General features: G+C 45.2%; 11 protein-coding genes. All 11 read right to left on the reverse strand.

Features of this window, described 5'->3' with window-relative positions; all coding sequences use genetic code 11:
- Positions 1 to 50: 50 nt before the first annotated feature.
- On the reverse strand, positions 51 to 656 hold the full coding sequence (locus ABIS04_RS02000) for an OmpA family protein (protein ID WP_350432426.1): 606 nt from the start codon (positions 654 to 656) through the stop codon (positions 51 to 53).
- A complete protein-coding gene (locus tag ABIS04_RS02005; RefSeq protein ID WP_350432427.1) occupies positions 656 to 2,065 on the reverse strand; it encodes a TolC family outer membrane protein in 1,410 nt (469 codons plus the stop codon). The genes ABIS04_RS02000 and ABIS04_RS02005 overlap by 1 nt, the downstream gene beginning before the upstream one ends.
- A gap of 22 nt (positions 2,066 to 2,087) precedes the next feature.
- Positions 2,088 to 3,470 carry an HlyD family type I secretion periplasmic adaptor subunit gene (locus tag ABIS04_RS02010; protein ID WP_350432428.1) on the reverse strand — a complete coding sequence of 461 codons (1,383 nt, stop codon included), beginning with the start codon at positions 3,468 to 3,470 and terminating at the stop codon, positions 2,088 to 2,090.
- The gene (locus ABIS04_RS02015; RefSeq protein ID WP_350432429.1) at positions 3,467 to 5,644 is read right to left on the reverse strand and encodes a type I secretion system permease/ATPase; all 2,178 of its coding nucleotides are present in this window, start codon (positions 5,642 to 5,644) and stop codon (positions 3,467 to 3,469) included. Before ABIS04_RS02015 ends, ABIS04_RS02010 begins: the two co-directional genes overlap by 4 nt.
- 89 nt (positions 5,645 to 5,733) lie before the next feature.
- Positions 5,734 to 14,334: a tandem-95 repeat protein gene (locus ABIS04_RS02020; protein WP_350432430.1), complete on the reverse strand. Its 8,601-nt coding sequence runs from the start codon at positions 14,332 to 14,334 to the stop codon at positions 5,734 to 5,736.
- Positions 14,331 to 15,314 carry a tandem-95 repeat protein gene (locus ABIS04_RS02025; protein WP_350432431.1) on the reverse strand — a complete coding sequence of 328 codons (984 nt, stop codon included), beginning with the start codon at positions 15,312 to 15,314 and terminating at the stop codon, positions 14,331 to 14,333. Before ABIS04_RS02025 ends, ABIS04_RS02020 begins: the two co-directional genes overlap by 4 nt.
- Before the next feature lie 11 nt (positions 15,315 to 15,325).
- On the reverse strand, positions 15,326 to 15,826 hold the full coding sequence (locus ABIS04_RS02030; RefSeq protein ID WP_350432432.1) for a cadherin-like domain-containing protein: 501 nt from the start codon (positions 15,824 to 15,826) through the stop codon (positions 15,326 to 15,328).
- On the reverse strand, positions 15,819 to 16,811 hold the full coding sequence (locus ABIS04_RS02035; protein ID WP_350432433.1) for a tandem-95 repeat protein: 993 nt from the start codon (positions 16,809 to 16,811) through the stop codon (positions 15,819 to 15,821). The genes ABIS04_RS02030 and ABIS04_RS02035 overlap by 8 nt, the downstream gene beginning before the upstream one ends.
- Positions 16,781 to 17,299, reverse strand: coding sequence for a cadherin-like domain-containing protein (locus ABIS04_RS02040; protein WP_350432434.1), 519 nt, complete (start codon positions 17,297 to 17,299; stop codon positions 16,781 to 16,783). The genes ABIS04_RS02035 and ABIS04_RS02040 overlap by 31 nt, the downstream gene beginning before the upstream one ends.
- Before the next feature lie 10 nt (positions 17,300 to 17,309).
- Positions 17,310 to 18,329, reverse strand: coding sequence for a tandem-95 repeat protein (locus tag ABIS04_RS02045; RefSeq protein ID WP_350432435.1), 1,020 nt, complete (start codon positions 18,327 to 18,329; stop codon positions 17,310 to 17,312).
- Positions 18,289 to 18,810 carry a cadherin-like domain-containing protein gene (locus ABIS04_RS02050; RefSeq protein WP_350433369.1) on the reverse strand — a complete coding sequence of 174 codons (522 nt, stop codon included), beginning with the start codon at positions 18,808 to 18,810 and terminating at the stop codon, positions 18,289 to 18,291. Before ABIS04_RS02050 ends, ABIS04_RS02045 begins: the two co-directional genes overlap by 41 nt.
- Positions 18,811 to 18,833: the final 23 nt, after the last annotated feature.

Genomic DNA, 18,833 nt, shown 5'->3' on the forward strand with positions numbered 1-18,833 from the left:
TGTTTTTACTTGGCCTTCACGACTCAAAAAATCAATACCTTGTGTGTCCTTTATTCGAATTGTCCGTCTACCGTGTAGATATTCCATTTCATTTCAGGAACAGTGTCATCGGCTGTTACAACTGCGATAACTCGGCGATTACGCTCTTCTGCTTCTGGTGTACCACTGTTATCAATGGGACGATCGAAACTATAGCCAATCGCAGTTAAACGGCTAGGATCAATACCAAAGTTTTTTTCGAGTACTTCTACTACCGCCTTGGCGCGATTCTGAGATAACGCTAAATTTAGCTCATAGCTACCTCGTTTGCTTGTATGACCCTCAATCGTTACCTTAGTAATAGGATAGGCTTTCATTATTTCCGCAACGCGTTCAATTTGGTCGTAATATTGAGGTTCGATAACATTAGAATTATTACTAAAGAGTATTTTTAATTCTTGGCGTTCGTTGATGTCCTTAATGTTACCACAACCGTAATTATCGACTGCCGCACCAATATTTGTGCCCATACAGTTATCTCGAGCCATTATTACACCGTCATGATCATTGTCTGTAAGATCAAATTTTTGTAGCGTTGACGAATTATTTTCGACAATATTGTTGAGTGAACAACCTACGGTAGTTAGTAATATCAGTAGAATAATTAAATATCTCATTAATTCACGCCTCCTTCATAATCGCGCTCGCCGCGCCATTCTTCTGGGCGGGTAACTCGAAGTGAGTCGAGTAGATCGCCAGTCGCATTTAAAACTCGATATCGAGCAGCGATTTCATCATATTCCGTTTGTAAATAGTCTTTACGTGCTTCAAATAGTTCGTTCTCGGTATCGAGTAAATCGAGAAGGCTACGTTGGCCTAAATTAAATTGTTGCACGTAAGCCACTTGAGTCTGTTTAGCCGCTTCTACATGTTCGCGAATGAATTGTTTTTGCGGTGCTAACATTTGATAGGCATTCCAAGCTAGAGTCGTTCCTTCAATTACCTGTCGATAAGCGCGTTGTTGAATTTCTTTCGCTTCATTGATCTTATAAGCGGTTTCTCTATCTTTAGCGATGTCTTTACCGCCAGCGAAAAGATTATATTTAACCCTAACCATTCCGACTAACTCGTTATTGTAGCCATTGACATTTTGGCTGCTAATTGCGCTGTAGCCATCTTCTCCATCAGTATCGTTATTCCAATTACCATTCAGCTCTAGGCTTAGTTGTGGGAAATAGGTGGCCTTGGCTGAGCTACGCTCTTTTTTCGCGGCATTTATGTCGTTTGCAGCTGTTTTTAACACTGGATGTTTCGCTTTTGCTGTAATGATCCCTTGTGCTAAGGTTTCTGGCAGCATGTCGGCATCAGCTACTGGTAAGATTAAGTTATCTGGTTGTGATTCTACAATTCTTATAAAGGCTGCTCGTGCGTCTTCTAAATTATTTTTAGCCGAAATAACATTGGCATTTGCTCGGGCAAGACGACCAGTGATTTGTGATAAATCTGCTATCGAGCCTAACCCTGAGTCTGTCCGCTGTTTTATTTGATCGTAAATCTCTTTATGACTGGCGAGGTTTTTTTCAGAGAGTTGTAATACTTGTTCGGTACGGATTACATCAAGGTACACATTGGTGACATCCAATGCCATATCTTCAGCAGCAGAAAATAATGCCCACTGATCGGCACTGGCTTCAAACGAATAACGATCGACTTCGCTACTGGTATAAAAACCATCGAAGATCATTTGTTTGATACTAAAGCCAGCTTCGCCACGTTCTAATTCAATAATACCGTCATCATTGACATCACCTTGACCCGCTTTGCGGCGTGTCGATGGGCTATCTGTTTGTTCCCAGCCATAGCCTGCAGTTATATCTACGGTTGGCAAATAACCTGCGATAGCCTGATTAACTTGCTCTTCACGTGCTTTAAAGCTATTAAAAGCGATACGTAAATCTGGATTTGTGTCCAGTGTATGTGCAACAGCTTGTTCAAGTGTTTGACTTGAAGCGGTTGGTGTTATCAACATTGATAAAGCTAAGGCTATAGCACTTAGCTTTTTTTGTTGATTTATAATTGTAGGCATTAAAAACCCTCCCGGTTTCTTCTTAGCGCTCTCTAAGAGCGGTATCTTTTGCTCTTAAAATTGGATTTAAAATGTACTCAAGTATAGATTTTTTCCCTGTGATGACATCAACAGATGTAAGCATCCCTGGGATTATAGGCATCTCCGTGCCATCGTCTTTCATTAAACTAGATTCTTGTGTTCGTACTTTTACGATGTAAAAGCTGTTACCTTCTTCATCTTGAGATGTATCGGCACTAATATGTTCAACGGTTCCTTTGAGCCCACCGTAACGAGTAAAGTCATAAGCAGTGACTTTTACTATTGCGGGTAATCCAGGATGTAAAAAAGCAATATCTTTTGGCAATATTTTGGTTTCTATCAGTAATTTATCTTCTGATGGCACTATTTCCATAATATCTTCGCCTGGCTGTACGACACCACCTAAAGTATTAAAGTTGATTTTTTTAATGGTACCAACAACTGGAGATGCTATGACGGCCTTACTGACTTTATCAAATGCACCTTTTTGTGCCTGATTCATGCGAGATAGTTTAGTTTGCATTTCATTGAGTTGTGCACGTAAATCGGTAACGTAAACAAATACTGCATCACGGCGCTTTAAGATGGCTTCATCCATAGATGCTTTCGCTTTAGGGCGTAAGATCCTAACAGATTGCAGTTCACCTTGAATATCATTAACTGTGCGTTCAAGTTTTAGCAGTTCAACTTCAGGGACAATACCTTTACGAGCTAGAGGTTTTGTTAATTCTAGTTCGCGAGATACTAATTGATAACTTTTTGTAAGGGTACTTATTTTAGAGGCTAGTTCGTCTGTTTCTTGCTGACGTTGTTGTATTTGACGTACCAAAATTTCTAATTGATTACTTAAATTATCGAGCCGAATTGAATATTCTTGCTGTTGACGTTTAACTAGCTCTGGTTCTTGATCAATAATGCTCTGTGGAAATATCAATTGTTGTTGGGTAATTTTGACTTGTTGGCGCCAGTCAGAAGACATATCTGAAATAATAATACTGTCTAATTCAGTCCGCATGCGGAGTATATTAGTTTGCAATCCATAAACTTCCTGTTCCTGTTGATCAAAGTCTGAGCGGAAACGTGTGTCGTCAATACGAGCTAACGCTTGTCCTTTGGTGACAATGGCTCCTTCTTGAACGTAAACATCTTGTAAAATACCGCCATCTAAACTTTGAATTACCTGTAATTGCGAGGAGGGTATGACTTTACCCATTCCTGTTGTCACTTGGTCTAACTCTGAGAAATAAGCCCATATAAAAAAGCATACCATCATAGCAGCCAAAGACCATATGATCAGACGATGCCCGGAAGGAGCATCGGTCATCATTGCGCCGTATACGTCATCAACCATTTCCAACTCTTCAGTTGTCAGATGCTTACTCATGAGTTCTGCCCCCCCAAAATCGCTCCGGCATTTAGCTTCGCCAGGACTTCATCTTTGGGCCCATCAGCCATCACATGGCCTTTATCGAGTACAATAATACGATCAACTAAATTGAGCAGATGCATTTTATGGGTAATCAGTAATAAAGTTCTATCGCGACTAACTAACTGCATCGAGCGAACAAATTGTTTTTCTGCTCGAGCATCAAGACTTGCTGTAGGTTCGTCCATTAAGAGTATCGAAGGGTCATTTAAGGTTGCTCGCGCGAGCGCAACTGTTTGTCTTTGCCCTCGGCTTAACGCCAATCCACCTTCACCAACTTGTTGATCTAAACCTTCAGACTCTAAATTGGTAAACAAGCTTACTCCTGAAAGCTGAATCGCTCTCATCAATTGATGTTCAGTGACTTGGCGAGAGCCAAATAAAATATTGTCGCGGATAGAACCATGAAATAAGGTGACATCTTGGGGTAAGTAACCAAAGTTACGTCTCAGGTCGCTAGGGTGAATTTGCCCGACATCAAGACCGTCATAACGTAGGCTACCTTGAGTCGGTTTGTATAACCCGAGTAATAGCTTGGCTAACGTACTTTTACCAGACCCATTTCGGCCAATAATGGCGATACGTTCTCCAGGATTAATACGAAGAGATAGAGGGTGTAGGCTTGGCTTTTCTGATCCGGGAAAGCTGAAGCTGATATTATCCGCTTCTATTTTACCCATAAATCGTTCTTTACTGGCTAAATGTCCTTTATCCTCAAACTCATCTTCTTGGCTCATAATGGCGTCAAGTTGACGTAATGAGCTAATGGTATGATTACCGCGAGTAATTAAACCTGCTAGCTGAGCCATAGGAGCGATGGCTCTGCTAGAGAGCATGACGGCTGCAATAATGCCGCCCATTGATATTTCGTTATCTGCCAGACGATATACACCCAAAATAACGACGAATACTACCGTCAGCTGTACGATAAAGCTTGCGCTATGACTGATATAATTAGACAGTTTTTTTGTTTTGAGTTGCCAATTTGCAGTGTGACCTATCATTTGTTGCCAGCTTTTTTGTACTAAGCCTTCTGCGCCGTTTGCTTTGATTGATTCTAACGCTGATAGACTTTCAATCAAATGACCATGTTTTAAACTGGCAAAACGATTACTTTCTTCAATAGCCTGTTTTAATTTTGGTTGTAAATACAAGGTTATTGCAATAATGATTACGCTACCAATTACTGGAATTAGCGCTAAATCTCCAGCAACAATGTAGATAATAATGACAAATAACAAGGCAAAGGGCAGATCAACCAGTGCAGTAATGGTTGCTGATGTTAAAAACTCACGGATACTGTCAAATTCACCTAATTGACGGGCCATACCACCTACACTGGGTGAACGTTTTGATAATGGGATACCAATGGCTTTAGCGAATAACTTTGAAGAAACAATAATATCAACCTTTTTACCTGCCACATCAATTAAGTAACTTCTCAATTGACGCATAATAAAATCGAAAATATAAGCAATGCCGGCGCCAATTGCCAACACCCAAAGTGATTCAAACGCTAAATTGGGCACGACTTTGTCATACACATTCATGATGAAGAGCGGTGAAACAAGGGCGAATAAATTCACCAATATTGATGCAATTAGCGCATCACGATATATGGGTGCAGAGTCTTTAATGCTTTGTAGTAACCAATGGCTGCTATTGTCATGAAGGTGGACATCAAAACTCTGATCGCCACGGTAATCTTGTTTAACTAAAAATAAATAGCCTACATATAAGGTTTCTAAGCCTTCAATGGTCAGGGTCTCTTCGCCACCTGTTTCAGGTAATTGAATAACGGCTTTATCTTGCTCTAGATTTATTTCTCTTAAAATACAGGCTTTTTTATCCTTTAGTAATAGGATACAAGGCAGCAAAATATCTGATATTTGGTTGAGATCTTTTCGGGATAGTTTTGCTGACAATCCTGCACGAGCCGCTGCTTGTGGCAGTAGCTCAGGGGTAATAACCGCGCCTGATAACGGAAGACCTGCAGCCAATGAATCAATTGAGCATGGGCTGCCAAAGTGTTCTGTTAATAACACCAGGCTATCTAGCAGCGGATCGACTGTTACTCGTTGCGATGCCGAAATGGCCCATTGTTCTTGATGATTAGACACAGTTGCTGGCACGTATTACTTATCCTTTATAATTATCATTATGTTAGAAACAATTTATAGACGCTTACATATTACTACGAAGCGTCATTAAATTGTGGTATTTAAGGAATAATACTACCATCGTGAGTGTTGCTTAATAGCTCTGCTAAAGTGGTACTTTGTGCCGAAGATGCATCTGTTGCATCTGTTGTGTCGACGATTAATGCGCCATCATTTAACAATCCGTTGATAATGACACCATCATCACTACTGCCGTATACACCAGATAAATCTACGCCGTCTAATATAATGTGCTGTTCGAACACACCATCGTTATCAGCATCAATATCAATAGTGGTAGTACCATCATTTTCACTGAAATTCAGCATATCATCTAAGTTAGCAAGATTTTCATTAACCAATAAGTCACTTAAATCAATGCTGTCTTTGCTGGTGTCAAAGTCTGTAATGGTATCAGTACCACTTTCATTAGCATTCCATACAAAGGTATTGTTACCTTCTCCACCACTTAATATGTCATTTCCCAAACCGCCGCTGAGTAAGTCGTCACCTAAGCCCCCGATCAAAATATCATTACCATCGCCCCCGATCAGTACGTCATCACCAGCACCACCATCAAGAACCGCATCAGCAAAGTAAATACTACCAGTAGAGCCACTAGCGCCGTCTGAAATATATACACCTGTTTGAGTACTACCATCACTTAAGGTAATAGTGAAAGTTGCACCTGCTGAAGCTAAATCACTGCCAGTATTTGAACCTAGATTGTCGGTATCCATTGTGAACCAGAATTGGTCGCTATTAGTAAAATCTCCTTCGGAAAATACAGCGGTAAATGTGCCACTGTCTGCCGTCATATTAGCAAAAATATCGGCATCGTCATTATCAATGCCTTGTGAATTAGTGCCTTTTACAAGATTGGAATCACTGATATCGAAGTAACCGTCTGAATCAGTTCCAGCCTTAAGATTAATTTGTATTTGAGTAATCGACAAACCGGCTGCTAAGAATGCAGCATCAAAACCAAATTGATTTTGGGTCTTATAAGTATCCCCTGCTTTTACCGTGGCACTTATTATTGCCATTGATGCGTTACTTGCTGTTGAGTTAGCAATGATAATGTCGTTTTCATGAGTACCAATCAAGGTTGTAGAGTCTTGATAATCAATCGTGACATTAGCGCTGTCTTCAGTACCATTACCGGTCAAAGTATAATTGAAACTATCGCCATCATTTGCAGCGGTAACCGTAACATTACCATTATTTAGCGATGCATTATTGCCGCTGACATCAGTGACACTAGTGATTTCAGCATCACTAGTCGTTGCATCACCATGAGTAAGGTATTCAGTCGAAATAGTGAGGTTATTTCCTGCTGTTTGATTGGTAATCACATTATTGACGTTGGCATCTAATGACGCGTGGTAATCAACATTAATCACTAAATCAAATGTACCTGTATCACCGTCATTATCAATAATAGTGACTTCAAATGTATCTTGTTTATTAAGAACATTTTCACCTGAATCGATAAAGTAAATATATTCACCGGTTTCGAAGTTAACAGTGAATGTTGCGCCCAAGGCCGTGGTGATAATCTGTATTGGATTATTTACATCATAGCTATAAGTGACATCAATTCCATTAACATCCGTTATTACTAACTGGTACACATTACCGCCATCTGCACCGACTAGCACGCCAGTTGTACTGGTACCTAGAATACCTAATCCACCACTAATTGCGTTAGATTCAAAATAATCGAGAATGGTGTTGGTTAAATCATCGGCATCATCAACTATGATGGCATATTCTTCAACGCCATTAACTTCAGGATATGAAATAGGTAAAATTGCATTTAAACTGGCGTTACCAATACCAATGCCAAATGAGATGTCATAGTAAGTATCTAGGTATGTTTGCCACTGAGTTTGAAGCGTTGTATTAACTGCATGGCCACCAGTTGGAGCACCATCAGAAATAAAATAAACAAAACTTTGGTCAGCATCAGGTAAATCGGTATTTGCCATGACGTTATTTAAGGCGTAGTCATAATAAGTGCCACCACTAGCTTGAAGTGCATTAAGGTAGTTTATTGCAGCGTCAATATCGTCAATTAACCAAGTCGAATTTGTAACTGTACTAGAGTACGCCACAATTTGAACATTGACATTACCCGTTGAGTCGACTTCATTTATGAGTGCCGTGAGTGATTCAATTGCAATTTCAAGATAGGATTTTCCGTTACCTGCATCATTATCCATACTGCCTGATATATCTAATACCAGAGTTAGGTTTGTGGTAATAGGCTCTGCACTGGTTTGCAGGTTTTGTTCAATATTTTGAACTACAGGTACATCGTCATGAATGGATATCGTTAATGTCGCACTACTGTTAGACCCTGAGTCATTCTCAATGGTGTAGCTATATTCTTCTAACACATCAGCGCTAGTAGTATTAGAATTTGTGAGTTCATATTGATAATCGCCCGCTCTGAAGCCATGAGTATCATCGGTATATACGGTTAGAATACCGTTAGCGGTTGTAATGGTAATAATGCCATCAACAGGTGATTTGCCATCTAAGCTACTTATTACTGTAGTACTGCTAATGCCAGAGTCATTGTCTAATAAATTGCCTGTAGCGATATTCGAGCCTGTACCTTCTAGGGTACCGCCTGCTAAGCCGGACTCTGATACTTCTGAACTATTATCTGCAGCGGTAGGTGTAGAGTCTTGAGACATACTTAGAACAGCCGTAGATTGATCTCCATCAGAGTCTTCAAGCAGATAAGTGAATTCTTCAGTTATTGGTGTTCCGTTTCCTATCGATGAAGCGGTTAACGAATTGAGGGAGTAACTAGCCCCTACATCTGCAGTTAATACAACATATTGAAAAGGAGTATTAGAATCAATAACTAATGAATTACTGTTTGATGTTCCAGTAGATACAAGAATTCCACTAGCATCATAAGTAGTCCAAATAACGTCTTCTGAACCATCTAAGTTACTTAGATTCAAAGTAGCACTATTTATTGTAGCTGCTGAACCTAAATCAATAACAAGCGCCTCTCCAGTACTTATTTGAGCATTATTACCAACTCCAATACGGCTATTACCATTGTTAGAGCCAATATTGTTGCCTGGTGTACCTAAGTTGCTTAAGTTGAAGCCTGTCGCTGCGCTGAACCCATATAAATCTATGTCAGTATTATTCTTCAAGTCATCATATGTATAACTATTGATAGTGGTATCAGTTTGTGTTGATAGATAGCTATAGCTACCATCTTGATTAATAACTAATTGCCCCTTATCAGTATTTATAGTGAGGTTGCCACTACTATCGAAGCTGTCATAAACAACATTGTCATAGGTAACACTAATCAGCGTTGTTGCATCTGCCCCTAGCGTGTCAACTCCAGAACCATCGGTACCATCGGCCGTTATCACATTGCCATACGCTAAACCACCAAAGCCAATGTTATCAGTGTCATCAACAGCAACTGGAGCGGTATCATTGACATCAATTGACACTAGCGTCCACTCAGAACTTCCTGTTCCATCAGTTGCTTGATAATAGAAACTATCAACTAGCGTATCGCTACTACTGTGATCAAGATTCGCAGGAGCTTGGTAACTGTATGTTCCGTCTGCGTTGATAGTGATAGTGCCGCCCAGAGTTGTTGTGAAACTTTCTCCTGCTTGAGTGGCATCAATACTATTGTTATTTGAATTCCCTGGTGCGAATTTGAATACGGATAAGCTATTGCCTTCAGCATCACTATCATTACTAACTAAGTCATTGGTAGTGAATACGAGCGTCTCGCCTTCAACTGTGATTAACGCATCAGGAGCGGCTTCTGGAGTAGAGTTTGTACCGACAATGGTAATAGTGACCGTATGGGTCGCAGTGCCATCGGCTGAAGTTACCGTGATATCTCGGGTAAGGGTTTCCCCTTCAGCAAGCGACTGCACATCAATGTGGTTATTATTTAAAGTGTAAGTCCAGTTACCATCAGCATCAATACTGAAGCTACCGTAGTTGGCATCAGCGACATCTGTTTGTGTTTGGAACACTGCCTGACCGGCATCAACGTCGGTCACGGTTAAGCTGCCCGTGACCATCTCAACGGTGGTGTTGTCGGTATCGGTAGCACCATTTTCAGTGACTGTACCTGCATCGGTATCGCCACTACCGACAGTGATAATAGCAGCATCGTTAGCGCCTACAATATTAATGGTTACTGTTGCTGTATCTGTTGCACCATATTCATCTGTTACTGTATAGGTAAAGGTATCTGTTGATAGCTGGCCTGCAGTTAATGCTTCAAAAGCATTATTGGTGTCATAAGAATAAGTACCATCACTGTGTATGGTTAATAATGCTCCACTTGGGAGGGTTACAACTTGTCCATCCGTAATGCTTGCTCCATTTACGTCTGTTAAAGAGTAAGTGTGGTCTTGTAAGTCATTATCGTTATTCAATAAGCCTGAATTAGCGTCTGTTATTGATAAAATACTATCTTCAGACACAACATAGCTGCCGACAATAGCTGGACCTGATGCTTCAATACTTGTTAAGAAGTAATCTGATGAATCATTTAGGGCTGGACCTCCATTTGCTTCACTAACCGTTTCAGTTGCTTCAAAGACCAGTTGGTCGAATACAATGTTTCCAGTATTAATAGTGAAAGTTCCATTACTTCCAGAAGTTATGGTAAATATTTCACTGGAGACTAAATGACCATTGTAATAAGCCATCCATACACCTTGTTCACCATCACTTTCATTTGCAAATAAATGTGAAACGCTGAATGTGGCTTGATTCACTAAACCATTAAAGTCAATTACAACTGATTCCGATGTGCCAGTAGCTGAATCATACTCAATCTGTTCCGAGATTTGATTCGCTGCGCGTGGAGAACCTATCACTCCAAGATTTCCATTAGAGTCATAATTGACCTGACCTACAGAACCATCGGCATTACGTGCAGAAATGGTCATTAGATCTTCACCATTCGACTGTGGAATAGCCCAATTACTGCTAGAACCTGTCGTTACAGTATATGAAGAACCAGGGATATCATCATTGGCATCAACATTGTTAAGGTCGAAAGTAACAATTGCGGTATCAGTCAAAGTGCCATCACTTGTTTCAACCGTTAAGTTAATTTGGGTACCGTTATCGTAGTCAATTTTAGTTGTGTCATTAACTGAAATTACACCAGTTTGAGCATTAATGATAAATGCACCATCTTCACTTATTAAACTATTTGATCCATTCGCAAGCACAAAAGAATAAGACAATGTGTCACCGTCGACATCAGTATCATTTCCGGTATTCGCTTCGTTTACGTCATAAACACTTGTGCCATTTGCAATGGAGTCATTGATAGTGGAGGTGTAATCGTCAATGACTGGAGCATCGTTCACCGGCGTGACCGTTAAGCTTAAGGTCGAGGTGTCATTGGCGCCAGAGCCATCGGTTAAGGTGTAAGTGATCACCGGTACCGTGCCGTTGTAGTTGGCGACAGGGGTAAAGGTATATACACCCGCATCCGTTAAGCTAAAGGTACCGACACCGGCAATCACCACATCGGTTCCATCTGCGCTATGCACCGTGGTATCGCCCGCGACAGTAAAGGTGGTGACTGAAATAGTGCCATCGTCACTGGTGCCGTCAATCACATTACCCGTCACTTCAGGGCTGTCTTCTGCAATGGTGCGCGTTTCATTGTTATCAGTGAAATCATCGTTCACCGGCGTGACCGTTAAGCTCAATGTTGAGGTGTCATTGGCGCCAGAGCCATCGGTTAAGGTGTAAGTGATCACCGGTACCGTGCCGTTGTAGTTGGCGACTGGGGTAAAGGTATACACACCCGCATCCGTTAAGCTAAAGGTACCGACACCGGCAATCACCACATCGGTTCCATCTGCGCTATGCACCGTGGTATCGCCCGCGACAGTAAAGGTGGTGACTGAAATAGTGCCATCGTCACTGGTGCCGTCAATCACATTACCCGTCACTTCAGGGCTGTCTTCTGCAATGGTGCGCGTTTCATTGTTATCAGTGAAATCATCATTCACCGGCGTGACCGTTAAGCTCAATGTTGAGGTGTCATTGGCGCCAGAGCCATCGGTTAAGGTGTAAGTGATCACCGGTACCGTGCCGTTGTAGTTGGCGACAGGGGTAAAGGTATATACACCCGCATCCGTTAAGCTAAAGGTACCGACACCGGCAATCACCACATCGGTTCCATCTGCGCTATGCACCGTGGTATCGCCCGCGACAGTAAAGGTGGTGACTGAAATAGTGCCATCGTCACTGGTGCCGTCAATCACATTACCCGTCACTTCAGGGCTGTCTTCTGCAATGGTGCGCGTTTCATTGTTATCAGTGAAATCATCGTTCACCGGCGTGACCGTTAAGCTCAATGTTGAGGTGTCATTGGCGCCAGAGCCATCGGTTAAGGTGTAAGTGATCACCGGTACCGTGCCGTTGTAGTTGGCGACTGGGGTAAAGGTATATACACCCGCATCCGTTAAGCTAAAGGTACCGACACCGGCAATCACCACATCGGTTCCATCTGCGCTATGCACCGTGGTATCGCCCGCGACAGTAAAGGTGGTGACTGAAATAGTGCCATCGTCACTGGTGCCGTCAATCACATTACCCGTCACTTCAGGGCTGTCTTCTGCAATGGTGCGCGTTTCATTGTTATCAGTGAAATCATCATTCACCGGCGTGACCGTTAAGCTCAATGTTGAGGTGTCATTGGCGCCAGAGCCATCGGTTAAGGTGTAAGTGATCACCGGTACCGTGCCGTTGTAGTTGGCGACAGGGGTAAAGGTATATACACCCGCATCCGTTAAGCTAAAGGTACCGACACCGGCAATCACCACATCGGTTCCATCTGCGCTATGCACCGTGGTATCGCCCGCGACAGTAAAGGTGGTGACTGAAATAGTGCCATCGTCACTGGTGCCGTCAATCACATTACCCGTCACTTCAGGGCTATCTTCTGCAATGGTGCGCGTTTCATTGTTATCAGTGAAATCATCGTTCACCGGCGTGACCGTTAAGCTCAATGTTGAGGTGTCATTGGCGCCAGAGCCATCGGTTAAGGTGTAAGTGATCACCGGTACCGTGCCGTTGTAGTTGGCGACAGGGGTAAAGGTATATACACCCGCATCCGTTAAGCTAAAGGTACCGACACCGGCAATCACCACATCGGTTCCATCTGCGCTATGCACCGTGGTATCGCCCGCGACAGTAAAGGTGGTGACTGAAATAGTGCCATCGTCACTGGTGCCGTCAATCACATTACCCGTCACTTCAGGGCTGTCTTCTGCAATGGTGCGCGTTTCATTGTTATCAGTGAAATCATCGTTCACCGGCGTGACCGTTAAGCTCAATGTTGAGGTGTCATTGGCGCCAGAGCCATCGGTTAAGGTGTAAGTGATCACCGGTACCGTGCCGTTGTAGTTGGCGACAGGGGTAAAGGTATATACACCCGCATCCGTTAAGCTAAAGGTACCGACACCGGCAATCACCACATCGGTTCCATCTGCGCTATGCACCGTGGTATCGCCCGCGACAGTAAAGGTGGTGACTGAAATAGTGCCATCGTCACTGGTGCCGTCAATCACATTACCCGTCACTTCAGGGCTGTCTTCTGCAATGGTGCGCGTTTCATTGTTATCAGTGAAATCATCGTTCACCGGCGTGACCGTTAAGCTCAATGTTGAGGTGTCATTGGCGCCAGAGCCATCGGTTAAGGTGTAAGTGATCACCGGTACCGTGCCGTTGTAGTTGGCGACTGGGGTAAAGGTATACACACCCGCATCCGTTAAGCTAAAGGTACCGACACCGGCAATCACCACATCGGTTCCATCTGCGCTATGCACCGTGGTATCGCCCGCGACAGTAAAGGTGGTGACTGAAATAGTGCCATCGTCACTGGTGCCGTCAATCACATTACCCGTCACTTCAGGGCTGTCTTCTGCAATGGTGCGCGTTTCATTGTTATCAGTGAAATCATCGTTCACCGGCGTGACCGTTAAGCTCAATGTTGAGGTGTCATTGGCGCCAGAGCCATCGGTTAAGGTGTAAGTGATCACCGGTACCGTGCCGTTGTAGTTGGCGACTGGGGTAAAGGTATATACACCCGCATCCGTTAAGCTAAAGGTACCGACACCGGCAATCACCACATCGGTTCCATCTGCGCTATGCACCGTGGTATCGCCCGCGACAGTAAAGGTGGTGACTGAAATAGTGCCATCGTCACTGGTGCCGTCAATCACATTACCCGTCACTTCAGGGCTGTCTTCTGCAATGGTGCGCGTTTCATTGTTATCAGTGAAATCATCATTCACCGGCGTGACCGTTAAGCTCAATGTTGAGGTGTCATTGGCGCCAGAGCCATCGGTTAAGGTGTAAGTGATCACCGGTACCGTGCCGTTGTAGTTGGCGACAGGGGTAAAGGTATATACACCCGCATCCGTTAAGCTAAAGGTACCGACACCGGCAATCACCACATCGGTTCCATCTGCGCTATGCACCGTGGTATCGCCCGCGACAGTAAAGGTGGTGACTGAAATAGTGCCATCGTCACTGGTGCCGTCAATCACATTACCCGTCACTTCAGGGCTGTCTTCTGCAATGGTGCGCGTTTCATTGTTATCAGTGAAATCATCGTTCACGGCGTGACCGTTAAGCTCAATGTTGAGGTGTCATTGGCGCCAGAGCCATCGGTTAAGGTGTAAGTGATCACCGGTACCGTGCCGTTGTAGTTGGCGACAGGGGTAAAGGTATATACACCCGCATCCGTTAAGCTAAAGGTACCGACACCGGCAATCACCACATCGGTTCCATCTGCGCTATGCACCGTGGTATCGCCCGCGACAGTAAAGGTGGTGACTGAAATAGTGCCATCGTCACTGGTGCCGTCAATCACATTACCCGTCACTTCAGGGCTGTCTTCTGCAATGGTGCGCGTTTCATTGTTATCAGTGAAATCATCGTTCACCGGCGTGACCGTTAAGCTCAATGTTGAGGTGTCATTGGCGCCAGAGCCATCGGTTAAGGTGTAAGTGATCACCGGTACCGTGCCGTTGTAGTTGGCGACAGGGGTAAAGGTATATACACCCGCATCCGTTAAGCTAAAGGTACCGACACCGGCAATCACCACATCGGTTCCATCTGCGCTATGCACCGTGGTATCGCCCGCGACAGTAAAGGTGGTGACTGAAATAGTGCCATCGTCACTGGTGCCGTCAATCACATTACCCGTCACTTCAGGGCTGTCTTCTGCAATGGTGCGCGTTTCATTGTTATCAGTGAAATCATCGTTCACCGGCGTGACCGTTAAGCTCAATGTTGAGGTGTCATTGGCGCCAGAGCCATCGGTTAAGGTGTAAGTGATCACCGGTACCGTGCCGTTGTAGTTGGCGACAGGGGTAAAGGTATATACACCCGCATCCGTTAAGCTAAAGGTACCGACACCGGCAATCACCACATCGGTTCCATCTGCGCTATGCACCGTGGTATCGCCCGCGACAGTAAAGGTGGTGACTGAAATAGTGCCATCGTCACTGGTGCCGTCAATCACATTACCCGTCACTTCAGGGCTGTCTTCTGCAATGGTGCGCGTTTCATTGTTATCAGTGAAATCATCGTTCACCGGCGTGACCGTTAGCTCAATGTTGAGGTGTCATTGGCGCCAGAGCCATCGGTTAAGGTGTAAGTGATCACCGGTACCGTGCCGTTGTAGTTGGCGACTGGGGTAAAGGTATATACACCCGCATCCGTTAAGCTAAAGGTACCGACACCGGCAATCACCACATCGGTTCCATCTGCGCTATGCACCGTGGTATCGCCCGCGACAGTAAAGGTGGTGACTGAAATAGTGCCATCGTCACTGGTGCCGTCAATCACATTACCCGTCACTTCAGGGCTGTCTTCTGCAATGGTGCGCGTTTCATTGTTATCAGTGAAATCATCGTTCACCGGCGTGACCGTTAAGCTCAATGTTGAGGTGTCATTGGCGCCAGAGCCATCGGTTAAGGTGTAAGTGATCACCGGTACCGTGCCGTTGTAGTTGGCGACAGGGGTAAAGGTATATACACCCGCATCCGTTAAGCTAAAGGTACCGACACCGGCAATCACCACATCGGTTCCATCTGCGCTATGCATGCACCGGGGTATCGCCCGCGACAGTAAAGGTGGTGACTGAAATAGTGCCATCGTCACTGGTGCCGTCAATCACATTACCCGTCACTTCAGGGCTGTCTTCTGCAATGGTGCGCGTTTCATTGTTATCAGTGAAATCATCGTTCACCGGCGTGACCGTTAAGCTCAATGTTGAGGTGTCATTGGCGCCAGAGCCATCGGTTAAGGTGTAAGTGATCACCGGTACCGTGCCGTTGTAGTTGGCGACAGGGGTAAAGGTATATACACCCGCATCCGTTAAGCTAAAGGTACCGACACCGGCAATCACCACATCGGTTCCATCTGCGCTATGCACCGTGGTATCGCCCGCGACAGTAAAGGTGGTGACTGAAATAGTGCCATCGTCACTGGTGCCGTCAATCACATTACCCGTCACTTCAGGGCTGTCTTCTGCAATGGTGCGCGTTTCATTGTTATCAGTGAAATCATCGTTCACCGGCGTGACCGTTAAGCTCAATGTTGAGGTGTGTTTGGCGCCAGAGCCATCGGTTAAGGTGTAAGTGATCACCGGTACCGTGCCGTTGTAGTTGGCGACAGGGGTAAAGGTATATACACCCGCATCCGTTAAGCTAAAGGTACCGACACCGGCAATCACCACATCGGTTCCATCTGCGCTATGCACCGTGGTATCGCCCGCGACAGTAAAGGTGGTGACTGAAATAGTGCCATCGTCACTGGTGCCGTCAATCACATTACCCGTCACTTCAGGGCTGTCTTCTGCAATGGTGCGCGTTTCATTGTTATCAGTGAAATCATCGTTCACCGGCGTGACCGTTAAGCTCAATGTTGAGGTGTCATTGGCGCCAGAGCCATCGGTTAAGGTGTAAGTGATCACCGGTACCGTGCCGTTGTAGTTGGCGACAGGGGTAAAGGTATATACACCCGCATCCGTTAAGCTAAAGGTACCGACACCGGCAATCACCACATCGGTTCCATCTGCGCTATGCACCGTGGTATCGCCCGCGACAGAAAGGTGGTGACTGAAATAGTGCCATCGTCACTGGTGCCGTCAATCACATTACCCGTCACTTCAGGGCTGTCTTCTGCAATGGTGCGCGTTTCATTGTTATCAGTGAAATCATCGTTCACCGGCGTGACCGTTAAGCTCAATGTTGAGGTGTCATTGGCGCCAGAGCCATCGGTTAAGGTGTAAGTGATCACCGGTACCGTGCCGTTGTAGTTGGCGACTGGGGTAAAGGTATATACACCCGCATCCGTTAAGCTAAAGGTACCGACACCGGCAATCACCACATCGGTTCCATCTGCGCTATGCACCGTGGTATCGCCCGCGACAGTAAAGGTGGTGACTGAAATAGTGCCATCGTCACTGGTGCCGTCAATCACATTACCCGTCACTTCAGGGCTGTCTTCTGCAATGGTGCGCGTTTCATTGTTATCAGTGAAATCATCGTTCACCGGCGTGACCGTTAAGCTCAATGTTGAGGTGTCATTGGCGCCAGAGCCATCGTAAGGTGTAAGTGATCACCGGTACCGTGCCGTTGTAGTTGGCGACAGGGGTAAAGGTATATACACCCGCATCCGTTAAGCTAAAGGTACCGACACCGGCAATCACCACATCGGTTCCATCTGCGCTATGCACCGTGGTATCGCCCGCGACAGTAAAGGTGGTGACTGAAATAGTGCCATCGTCACTGGTGCCGTCAATCACATTACCCGTCACTTCAGGGCTGTCTTCTGCAATGGTGCGCGTTTCATTGTTATCAGTGAAATCATCATTCACCGGCGTGACCGTTAAGCTCAATGTTGAGGTGTCATTGGCGCCAGAGCCATCGGTTAAGGTGTAAGTGATCACCGGTACCGTGCCGTTGTAGTTGGCGACTGGGGTAAAGGTATACACACCCGCATCCGTTAAGCTAAAGGTACCGACACCGGCAATCACCACATCGGTTCCATCTGCGCTATGCACCGTGGTATCGCCCGCGACAGTAAAGGTGGTGACTGAAATAGTGCCATCGTCACTGGTGCCGTCAATCACATTACCCGTCACTTCAGGGCTGTCTTCTGCAATGGTGCGCGTTTCATTGTTATCAGTGAAATCATCGTTCACCGGCGTGACCGTTAAGCTCAATGTTGAGGTGTCATTGGCGCCAGAGCCATCGGTTAAGGTGTAAGTGATCACCGGTACCGTGCCGTTGTAGTTGGCGACTGGGGTAAAGGTATACACACCCGCATCCGTTAAGCTAAAGGTACCGACACCGGCAATCACCACATCGGTTCCATCTGCGCTATGCACCGTGGTATCGCCCGCGACAGTAAAGGTGGTGACTGAAATAGTGCCATCGTCACTGGTGCCGTCAATCACATTACCCGTCACTTCAGGGCTGTCTTCTGCAATGGTGCGCGTTTCATTGTTATCAGTGAAATCATCGTTCACCGGCGTGACCGTTAAGCTCAATGTTGAGGTGTCATTGGCGCCAGAGCCATCGGTTAAGGTGTAAGTGATCACACGGTACCGTGCCGTTGTAGTTGGCGACAGGGGTAAAGGTATATACACCCGCATCCGTTAAGCTAAAGGTACCGACACCGGCAATCACCACATCGGTTCCATCTGCGCTATGCACCGTGGTATCGCCCGCGACAGTAAAGGTGGTGACTGAAATAGTGCCATCGTCACTGGTGCCGTCAATCACATTACCCGTCACTTCAGGGCTGTCTTCTGCAATGGTGCGCGTTTCATTGTTATCAGTGAAATCATCATTCACCGGCGTGACCGTTAAGCTCAATGTTGAGGTGTCATTGGCGCCAGAGCCATCGGTTAAGGTGTAAGTGATCACCGGTACCGTGCCGTTGTAGTTGGCGACAGGGGTAAAGGTATACACACCCGCATCCGTTAAGCTAAAGGTACCGACACCGGCAATCACCACATCGGTTCCATCTGCGCTATGCACCGTGGTATCGCCCGCGACAGTAAAGGTGGTGACTGAAATAGTGCCATCGTCACTGGTGCGTC

The organism is Shewanella sp. H8, from assembly GCF_040285065.1.
Taxonomy (GTDB): Bacteria; Pseudomonadota; Gammaproteobacteria; order Enterobacterales; family Shewanellaceae; genus Shewanella; species Shewanella polaris.

Bases quoted from the DNA above. Each gene is read 5' to 3' on its own strand.
- ABIS04_RS02000 (WP_350432426.1), bottom strand. From the start codon at position 656: ATGAGATATTTAATTATTCTACTGATATTACTAACTACCGTAGGTTGT.
- ABIS04_RS02010 (WP_350432428.1), bottom strand. From the start codon at position 3,470: ATGAGTAAGCATCTGACAACTGAAGAGTTGGAAATGGTTGATGACGTA.
- ABIS04_RS02005 (WP_350432427.1), bottom strand. From the start codon at position 2,065: ATGCCTACAATTATAAATCAACAAAAAAAGCTAAGTGCTATAGCCTTA.
- ABIS04_RS02030 (WP_350432432.1), bottom strand. From the start codon at position 15,826: ATGCATAGCGCAGATGGAACCGATGTGGTGATTGCCGGTGTCGGTACC.